This window comes from uncultured Olegusella sp. (genome assembly GCF_947253395.1).
Lineage (GTDB): Bacteria > Actinomycetota > Coriobacteriia > Coriobacteriales > Atopobiaceae > Olegusella.
On sequence record NZ_CAMXYY010000056.1, the window covers coordinates 1 to 9,434 of the forward strand.

Consider the following 9,434-nt stretch of genomic DNA (forward strand, 5'->3'; position numbering starts at 1 on the left):
CTGATTTATGCTTCGATGCTTTGCAAATTGCTGGCACTAATGGCAAAACCAGCACGGCGCGTTATACCGCAGCCATTCTTACGGGCGAAGGTCTTGCCTGCGCTTTGTATACCTCACCAGGCCTTACGAGCTATACCGACCGTATGGAAATTGGCGGACATACCGTATCAAAGGAGAGCTTTGCACATGGTCTTTCGGCAGCAGCTCAGGCAGGCAAGCGTGTTAATGAGCGTCGCATGCAGGCAAAAGAGCGTCCTTATGACATTACAGAGTTTGATCTTATTACGGTAGCCGCAGCAGTTGTTTTTGCCGAAGCTGATGTTGATGTGGTGGTACTGGAATGTGGCATGGGTGGTAGATGGGATGCTACCTCTGCCTACGGGAACATCACTAACTGTGCAATTACGGGTATCGGCCTAGATCATATGGCAGTGCTCGGTGATACCCTTGAAGAGATTGCTGCAGAAAAGGCTGCCATTATTAAGACTAGTCGCAGCTGTGTACTTGGTGTGGGAACAGCGACTCCCTCGAGCGTCGAAGATGTTTTTCTTGCGCAGTGTCAGGCACAAAACGTCATACCCACCCTTGTGCGCCCTGAGCTGCTAATCGATGTGAGAGGCCTTTTGCATCCTGGAACTCCTGCGGCACATGAGATGCTGCCTCATGTACGCTATCGCATTTCTCGACATGCTGAGCGTGTAGGCGGGTCGATGGTGATGGATATCACGAGTACTCGAGCAAGCTATCAGGATATTTCTGCACTCAAACCTGACTATCAAGCGGCAAATATCTGCTGTGCCGTGCAGCTTGCCGAAGACTACCTTGGCCATGCGCTGGATGAAGATAAACTTTATGATTCGGTTGTACGTTGTCCCACGCCCGGACGCTTTGATGTCTACCGAACAGATCCGCTGGTACTGGTGGATGCAAGTCATAATCCCCAGTCCATCGCTGCGTTTATTGCAGCAATACAAGCTATCGAAGCTGATGTCTCCAAACGCCCTGCTCTACTTTGTGCGATTTTTGCTGACAAGAATTACCAAGAAGTTGTGCGCCTACTCGTCCCTGAATTTCCTGAGATTTATTGTACGCAGACAGATTCTTTACGTACGCTGCCAGCAGCTGAACTTGCCGCCTGTTTTGAGCAGGCAGGAAAAAAAGTGAGTGCTATCTATTCCACCACAGCAGAAGCGCTTAAGGCACTTGCTGATGCTCATCAAGACTGTGTATGCTGTGGCACTATCACACTGGCAGGCGAGATTGCGGCTCTGCTTGGTCATCCTGTGCCGCCAAAGCACTAGTTTCATATGCCTATCTTGTACAACTCGGCCAGCAATTGTTGTTGTGCCTATCTAAATGAGCGCCTTTTGCTATTATGATTCGAGCAACTAACGCCGTTGAAAGGCTACCGTAGTCATGTCTGAGCTTATGAATCAAATTATCACGCCCGAAGTTCGCATGGTTTTGTACCTCTTCGTCGCTTGCATCGTGATGCTTTACATCCTTTCGATTGTTTATGTTATTCGTGATGCACAACGTCGTGGAGCTGAGCCTTGGTGGCTGTGGGCCATTATTTCGGTCATTCCTATAGTCGGTCTTTTGGCCTACGTTATTCTTCGTCCATCCAGCTATCTGGTAGATCGAGAAGAGCAGGACTTGGATATTGCTCTGCGTGAGCATCAGTTGTCTCACTACGGTATTTGCCCTAAGTGCGGAGCTCCTATTGACCGTGACTTTGTTGTTTGCCCTATCTGCAACACACAGGTGCGCAATGTCTGTCCAACGTGTCACCGTCCTTTAAATGCTGACTGGAAAGTGTGTCCTTATTGCCGTACGCATATCCAGTAAATTTAAATTTCAGATACTTTTTGACACCCGCTTTCAAGCGGGTGTTTTTTTAGCTACGGCTTAGCCTTGGATCTACAGAAAGTCACGTTGTCTGCTACGGCTTTAAAAGGCCCACTCTGAGCGAAACACCGCTGCATATGTGCATCAGGAAAGTGGTATTACACCAGAAAATATGGCGGCGCTGTTGCATCTGTGTAGAGTGTTGTAAAGTAAGACAGTCTGTGTATGTCGTTTAGCTGGGAGGCAAGAAGTATGTGGCATCCTTGGGGATATTGCCCCACGATGAAAAACAACTCAATGAAGCCTCTTGAAGAAATCATGCGCACGCCAACTATCTAGGCGCCTGCCTCTTGATACGGCCTCATGGTCGCGGGCAAGCGCCTTGGTATTGCTGAATTTTATTTGCAAGGAGAGGTTTTCCATGAAGGTTCTTTTTAACGATGGTCATGTGGATGAGATTCCCGCTGAGGAGGAGCTTCACGTTATCCGTCATACGGCAGCACATATCCTGGCAGAAGCTGTAAAGTCGCTCTATCCCCAAGCCCACTTTGGCTATGGTCCTGCCAATGAGAATGGCTTTTATTACGACATTGACCTTGGTGATACCAAAATTTCCGAAGATGATTTGCCTGCCATTGAAGCGCAGATGCGTGCAATTACCAAGGCCAACGAAAAGATTTCGACCTTTGAGCTACCTCGTAGTGAGGCTATTGAGCTGATGCAGGAACGTGGTGAGAAGTACAAGGTCGAGCATATCGGTGATTTGCCTGAGGATGCACGCATTACCTTCTATCAGCAGGGCGACTATATTGATATGTGTGTTGGTCCTCACCTCATGTATACCAAAGGACTCAAGGCATTCAAGCTCACCGCTGTTTCCGGTGCTTATTGGAAAGCTGATGCCAACAACAAGATGCTTACGCGTATCAGTGGTATTGCTTTTCGTAATAAAGAAGAGCTTGCCGAGCATGAGCGTCTTATTGAAGAGGCCAAGAAGCGCGATCATCGTAAAATTGGTGCCGAGATGGAACTCTTTATGATGGCAGACGAGGGTCCAGGTTTTCCTTTCTGGCTCCCCAACCGTATGCTACTCAAGAATTCCCTCATGGATTATTGGCATGAGATGCAGATGAGTCATGGCTATGACGAGGTTCAAACGCCGATTATTTTGTCCCGCAAGCTGTGGGAGACCTCAGGTCACTGGGAGCATTACAAAGAAAATATGTATACCACCAAAATTGACGATGAGGATTTTGCCGTCAAGCCCATGAACTGCCCTGGTGCCTGCCTCATTTACAAGAACAAGCCTCGCAGCTATCGTGACTTGCCTCTTAAGCTTGCAGAAGCAGGACTTGACCACCGCCATGAGCTCCGTGGCGCACTCCATGGTCTTTTCCGTGTTCGTTCCTTCACGCAGGATGACGCTCACCTCTTCATTCGTCCTGATCAAATTACCGAGCAGGTTACCGATACGGCGCATCTGATTACTGCTTATTACGAGCAATTTGGCTTCCCCTATCGCGTTGAGCTTTCTACCCGTCCCGCTGACTCAATGGGATCTGATGAAGATTGGGAGCGTGCTGAGGCGGGTCTTAAGGATGCCCTTGAGAAGCTCGGTGTTGACTACAAGCTTAACCCCGGTGATGGTGCTTTCTATGGACCTAAGATTGATTTTCACCTAGAGGATTGTTTGGGTCGTGAGTGGCAGTGCGGTACCATCCAGCTTGACTTCCAACTTCCGCAAAACTTTGAGTTGGAATACACCACAGCTGATGGCAGCAAGCAGCGCCCCATCATGATTCATCGCGCAGGCTTTGGTAGTTTTGAGCGTTTTATTGGTATGTTGACCGAGCAGTATGCAGGCAAGTTCCCCACGTGGCTCTCTCCTTGCCAAGTCAAGATTTTGCCTGTCTCTCAAAAAACCCGCGACTATGCTCACCAGGTCGCCGATGTGCTTCGTGATGCGCGTATCCGTGTCAAGGTGGATGACCGTGACGAGAAGATAGGCTATAAGATTCGTGAAGCGCGTGGTATTGATCGTGTGCCTTATATGCTAATTTTGGGTGAACAGGAGCGTGATGGCGGATACATTTCTGTTCGTGATCGCAGCAATGAAACCCATCAGAGCCAGCTTGATGACTTTGTCAGCGCAATTACCGCCGAGATTTCTGAGCGCAACTAAAGAGTAGGTAAGGATTTATGCTCATTGCCAGAAGTTTTATTGCTTTTCTCTTTTTTAGTTTTTGTGGCTGGCTGTGGGAGACTCTTTTTTGCACGGTTCATTCAGGAAGCTTCCAAAGCCGAGGCTTCCTGTTTGGACCGATTTGTCCCATTTATGGTGTGAGTGTTCTCAGTGCTCAGCTTGTCTTTGCTGTTATTGAAAAATGGACGGGTGCCTTACCTCTACTGCATACGTTTCTTATCTGCGTAGCAGGAAGTATTGTCATTGAGTACTCTACTTCTTGGTATCTTGAGCAGCGCTTTAATGCGCGTTGGTGGGACTACAGCCATTTGCCATTGAATATCCATGGACGTATCTGCCTGCCAGCTTCTTTGATTTTTGGTGTGGTGGGCTCCTTTGCGCTGAGGGTTGCATTTCCTTGGTTTGCCTCCGTTGAGTCATCGCTTAACCCCTTAGTGCTAGAAGTGATTGCGCTTATTGCAGCAGCTATTTTTGGTGCAGATTTCGCGTTGACTGAGGCGGTATTGTCCGAGCTTCAGATGAAGGTCAAAGAACTAGATGACGAGCTTACAGAACGTGGCGAGCGTATGTATCAGGTGGTTGCAGGAGCACCATCTGGGCTCAAGGCCAAGGTTAGCGAAGTGGGTGCTGAGGCAAAAGCTGTCATGGAGGCCGGCGGCGATCAGCTAGTCACTCTTGCGAGCGATTCTAAACGTAGTGTGAGCAATCAGATGACAAAAGCTGTCTTTTCGCTGACGTACTGGCAGCAAAACCAGCTACAGAGAATGCGTAGTGTGCAACCAAGCTCTTGGGTTGGCAAACTCAAAAGCAGAATCTCCAAGAACTAAAGCAAGCAAAGACAATGATGTGTGCTGCTAAGGAATGGCTATGAGTCAAACTGAGCTAGAAGAGCTCATTTCACGCTTATTAGGCAAAGCTTATACCCGCGTTGTAGCAGGTAATGACGCAGAGCTAGTTGCGTATCTGCAGAGTCTGGCAAGCACCTGCGGAACCTTTAATAGCTTGGATGTGTTAGGCAGCCTCCCTTTAAGCTGCGCTGATATTCGCACAGAAGCACAACGGACTCACCAGCAAGGAAGGGTTCTGCTGGTCAATACGAGTAACTGTAGCGCCTTTGCTTGCCCAGCAATTCGCCTAGGTGCTGATGTGTGCTTTGAGCGTTTGGAAGATATCTGCGGAAGTAGCGCAAAGGGAATGGTAGCGATTTCACTGCCTCGCAGGGGCTCTGCTTGGTCTGTGCGGGTTCGGGAACTTATAGACCGTCTACCTCAGGTAGATGCAGGCAAGCAGGACGTACTGCTTTTATTCTATCGTGCTTACGAGAAGCTATGGCATGAGTCGAGCGATGTTGCTCTTGCTGTAGCAGCATATTTGGTGGCGCATCCTGTGGTAAAGCATGTCTATTATCCTGGGCTTTTGCGCAATCAAAACGACTCAAGCCAGCGCGATAGGCTGAATGCTTGTGCACCATCTACCCTACAGGGTGGTTTTGGTCCCTATATTGAGGTGGCTCTCGCACAAAAGCTTGCTGTAAAAAAACCAACCAATACAAATGAATTGCTTAGTTACTGTGGTCCTTTGGACGGGCTTGAAGTTTATCGTCTTGATTGTCGTCACAGGAGTGTGGATTTCCTTATTGGCCAACTTGAAATTTTGCTTGCCGCATAGTCAATGGGTCTTTGTTCATGGGTGTTTAAACTATCTGAGAAGTGCATGAACTTGTGCGGATAAGCAGACCGAAGTATCTGTGCTCGCATAGCCCGGCTTACTTGTATACAGAGTGCTGGCCAACCCATATTTTACGTAATTGAATACGCTTTTTGATGCAAAAATGTTGCTATGCCTAGTACCATAGAGGGTAAGGCAAACTCGCATCCGACATGGGAAGGGGAGCCATGGCAGACAAACAGGCCTATATCGTCGTGGATAGCGACGACGCGCTCGATGGAGCGCTTGCGCAAATGCGTGAGGCACAAGCCATCTTCGCGACATACACCCAAGAGCAAGTTGACAAGATTTTCTATGAAGCAGCAATGGCAGCCAACAAGGCTCGTATCCCGCTTGCTCAGATGGCTGTCGAGGAGACGGGCATGGGCATCATGGAAGACAAAGTTATCAAGAATCACTTTGCTTCCGAATACATTTACAACCAGTACAAAGATACCAAGACCTGCGGTGTTATCGAAGAAGATGCTGCGTTTGGCATGACCAAGATTGCAGAGCCCCTAGGTGTTGTAGCGGCAGTTATTCCTACTACCAATCCCACCTCTACGGCAATTTTTAAGTGCTTGCTGTGCCTTAAAACTCGCAATGCAATCATGATCTCTCCGCATCCTCGTGCAAAGAATTGTACGGCTGAGGCTGCTCGTATTATTGCTGAGGCAGCCGTTAGCGCAGGCGCACCTGCGGGTGTTGTTGGCTGGATTGCTTCTCCTTCGCTCGCTGCTACCAATGGTCTTATGCGCGCGGCTGATATCATTTTGGCTACGGGTGGCCCTGGCATGGTTAGCGCTGCCTATAGCTCAGGTACTCCTGCTCTCGGTGTTGGTCCTGGCAACACACCAGCCATTATTGATTCTACGGCTGACATCAAGCTTGCCGTAAGCTCCATCATCCATTCCAAGACTTTTGATAATGGCATGATCTGTGCTTCCGAGCAGTCTGTGACTGTTTTGACTGACATTTATGACGAAGTTAAATCTGAGTTTGAGCATCGTGGCTGTGTCTTTTTATACGGTGATGACCTCGAGAAGGTCAAAAAGACTGTCATCATCAATGGTGGCGTTAATGCCAAGATTGTTGGTCAGTCTGCCCATACCATTGCCCAAATGGCAGGCGTTGAGGTTCCCGAGGGCACCAAGATTCTTATCGGTGAGGTTAGCGATGTCTCTCCTGCAGAAGAGATGGCTCACGAGAAGCTCTCTCCTGTGCTTGGCATGTACAAGGCTGAGACCTTTGAGGAAGCTCTTGCCAAAGCAGAGCGTTTGGTTGCTGATGGTGGCTATGGTCATACCGCTTCGCTTTATGTCAACGTAAATGAGCGCGAAAAGATTTCCGCTCATGCTGCTGCTATGAAGACCAGCCGTGTTCTCATCAATACTCCTTCTTCGCAAGGTGGTATTGGTGACATCTACAACTTTGCTCTAACTCCATCACTAACGCTGGGTTGCGGCTCTTGGGGCGGCAACTCCTTCTCCGGCAACATTGACGTCCACCAGCTGCTCAATACCAAGTCGGTGGCAGAGAGGCGTGAGAACATGCTGTGGGTACGTACTCCCGAGAAGGTCTACTTCAAGAAGGGCTGCATGCCTGTGGCCCTGCGTGAACTGAGCGCCGTCTATGGCAAGAAGCGCGCTTTCATCGTGACCGACCAATTCCTCTTTAAGTCTGGCTTTACCAAAAAGATTGAGGAGAGTCTAGACGCTCAAGGCATTGCCCACTCCAGCTTCTGGAATGTAGCTCCCGATCCCACGCTCCAGTCTGCAGAAGAGGGTCTGACCCAGCTGCGCGCCTTCGAGCCCGATTGCATTATTGCTATCGGTGGCGGTTCTGCTATGGACTGTGGCAAGATCATGTGGTCAATGTATGAGAACCCCGAGGAGAAGTTTGCTGATATGGCCATGGACTTCATGGACATTCGCAAGCGTGTGTATGACTTCCCCAAGATGGGCAAGAAAGCCTTCTTTGTTGCGATTCCTACCAGCTCAGGCACTGGCTCTGAGGTAACACCATTCTCCATCATTACCGATGCCACTACAGGCATTAAGTACCCCATCACCGACTACGAACTTATGCCCAATATGGCCATCGTAGATACCAACAACATGATGACTCAGCCCAAGGGCTTGACTTCCGCATCGGGCGTTGACGTCTTAACTCACTGCCTTGAGGCCTATGTTTCGGTTATGTCGAGTGACTTTACCGACCCTTGGGCTCTGCGTGGCATGAAGAATGTCTTTGATTATCTGCCTCGTGCCTATGACAACCCCAACGATGTTGAGGCACGTGATCACATGGCTAATGCTTCTTGCTTGGGCGGTCTTGCCTTTGCAAATGCTTTCTTGGGTGTCAATCACTCTATGGCTCACAAGCTGGGCGCTTATCACCACATTCCTCATGGTTGGGCAAATGCAGTGTTGCTTCAGCGTGTTATGCGCTACAACTCCTCTGAGCGTCCCGTCAAGATGGGGACCTTCCCTCAGTATGACCATCCCAAGACCTTGGCCCGCTATGCTGAGTGTGGCCGTTACTGTGGGTGCAAGGGCAAGACGGATGAAGAAGTCTTTGAGAACTTCCTCAAAAAGATTGCTGAGCTCTTTGACCATGTAGGTGTCAAACACACCATTGCCGAATACGGTGTTGATGAGAAGTACTTCCTTGATACCCTCGACGAGATGAGTCTGAACGCCTTCAACGATCAGTGCACAGGCGCCAATCCTCGCTATCCGCTGGTCTCTGAGATCCGTGAGCTTTATCTCGACGCCTACTATGGTCGTCCCGCTAGTTCTTACGACGCATAAGCCAATCTGTACCGTTTCTTAAAAGAAGGGATGGACATGAAGCTCTCTGATAGTAAAACCGAACTTGCACGTCGTCTTAACAAGGTTGTTTACCAAGATGGTAACCGCGTGGTGAAGGTCTTTAATGACCAAAAGCCAGCCTCTGATGTTTTTAATGAGGCGCTCAACACTGCTCGTATTATGGGCACTGACATCAAGGTATCTGAGGTACTTGAGGTCTCGCGCATTGAGGGTGGTGAGTGGAATGGCAGCTGGGCTATTGCTAATAACTATATCCCTGGTCGCACTTTGCGTGAGATTGCAAGTGAGGTTGCCTACCCCGACAAAAACAATCCTGACCTAGACAAGCTTCAAGAGTTCACCGAAATAATGGTTGACTTGCAGATTTCTGTTCAAGACGTCAAGGCACCCTTGCTTAATCGTCAAAAGGACAAGCTTGCTCGTATGGTCCACTCGGTCAAGGCGATAGATCCTTCAACCCGTTATGACCTTGAGCTGCGTGTTGATAGCCTGCACAACATCGGTGCAGTTTGTCATGGTGACTTTGTTCCGAGCAATATCATCGTTGCCGATGATGGAGAGCTCTACATCTGCGACTGGGCACACGTTACCTCTGGTGATCCTGTGGTGGATGCTGCCCAGACGTATCTGCTCCTCAAGCTTCGTCATCCTATTTGGGCTGAGAGCTATCTTGAGCTCTACACGCGCAAGGCTGATGTTGCCAAGCAAAAGATCCACTATTGGGTACCTGTTGTTGCTGCAGCCGAGCTTGCTCGCGGTCGCAAGCGTGATGAGGACTTCCTCATGGCACAAGTTAATGCGGGTGACTTCCAGTAGGTCTTTATATGAGGAAAAAGATGGAG

At 49.2% G+C, this 9,434-nt stretch carries 7 protein-coding genes; all 7 read left to right on the forward strand.

Annotated elements, in window-relative coordinates:
- A partial coding sequence (locus Q0X25_RS05620) for a folylpolyglutamate synthase/dihydrofolate synthase family protein (protein WP_298579746.1) occupies nucleotides 1–1,301 on the forward strand: 1,301 nt, incomplete at its 5' end.
- 115 nt (nucleotides 1,302–1,416) lie between these two features.
- Nucleotides 1,417–1,848, forward strand: a complete 432-nt coding sequence (locus Q0X25_RS05625; RefSeq protein WP_021735337.1) for a double zinc ribbon domain-containing protein — start codon at nucleotides 1,417–1,419, stop codon at nucleotides 1,846–1,848.
- Nucleotides 1,849–2,269: 421 nt separating this feature from the next.
- Nucleotides 2,270–4,030: a threonine--tRNA ligase gene (gene thrS / locus Q0X25_RS05630; RefSeq protein WP_298579751.1), complete on the forward strand. Its 1,761-nt coding sequence runs from the start codon at nucleotides 2,270–2,272 to the stop codon at nucleotides 4,028–4,030.
- Between the two features lie 17 nt (nucleotides 4,031–4,047).
- On the forward strand, nucleotides 4,048–4,878 hold the full coding sequence (locus Q0X25_RS05635) for a putative ABC transporter permease (protein ID WP_298579754.1): 831 nt from the start codon (nucleotides 4,048–4,050) through the stop codon (nucleotides 4,876–4,878).
- A gap of 40 nt (nucleotides 4,879–4,918) precedes the next feature.
- A complete protein-coding gene (locus Q0X25_RS05640; protein WP_298579757.1) occupies nucleotides 4,919–5,719 on the forward strand; it encodes a hypothetical protein in 801 nt (266 codons plus the stop codon).
- A gap of 227 nt (nucleotides 5,720–5,946) precedes the next feature.
- The gene (adhE, locus tag Q0X25_RS05645) at nucleotides 5,947–8,571 is read left to right on the forward strand and encodes a bifunctional acetaldehyde-CoA/alcohol dehydrogenase (protein ID WP_298579760.1); all 2,625 of its coding nucleotides are present in this window, start codon (nucleotides 5,947–5,949) and stop codon (nucleotides 8,569–8,571) included.
- Between the two features lie 36 nt (nucleotides 8,572–8,607).
- Nucleotides 8,608–9,408 carry a phosphotransferase gene (locus tag Q0X25_RS05650; protein WP_298579763.1) on the forward strand — a complete coding sequence of 267 codons (801 nt, stop codon included), beginning with the start codon at nucleotides 8,608–8,610 and terminating at the stop codon, nucleotides 9,406–9,408.
- Nucleotides 9,409–9,434 lie beyond the last annotated feature (26 nt).

What these genes read in the sequence shown, in the direction of transcription:
- Q0X25_RS05635 (WP_298579754.1), top strand. Translation starts at nt 4,048, where the DNA reads ATGCTCATTGCCAGAAGTTTTATTGCTTTTCTCTTTTTTAGTTTTTGT.
- adhE (WP_298579760.1), top strand. Translation starts at nt 5,947, where the DNA reads ATGGCAGACAAACAGGCCTATATCGTCGTGGATAGCGACGACGCGCTC.
- thrS (WP_298579751.1), top strand. Translation starts at nt 2,270, where the DNA reads ATGAAGGTTCTTTTTAACGATGGTCATGTGGATGAGATTCCCGCTGAG.
- Q0X25_RS05650 (WP_298579763.1), top strand. Translation starts at nt 8,608, where the DNA reads ATGAAGCTCTCTGATAGTAAAACCGAACTTGCACGTCGTCTTAACAAG.
- Q0X25_RS05625 (WP_021735337.1), top strand. Translation starts at nt 1,417, where the DNA reads ATGTCTGAGCTTATGAATCAAATTATCACGCCCGAAGTTCGCATGGTT.
- Q0X25_RS05640 (WP_298579757.1), top strand. Translation starts at nt 4,919, where the DNA reads ATGAGTCAAACTGAGCTAGAAGAGCTCATTTCACGCTTATTAGGCAAA.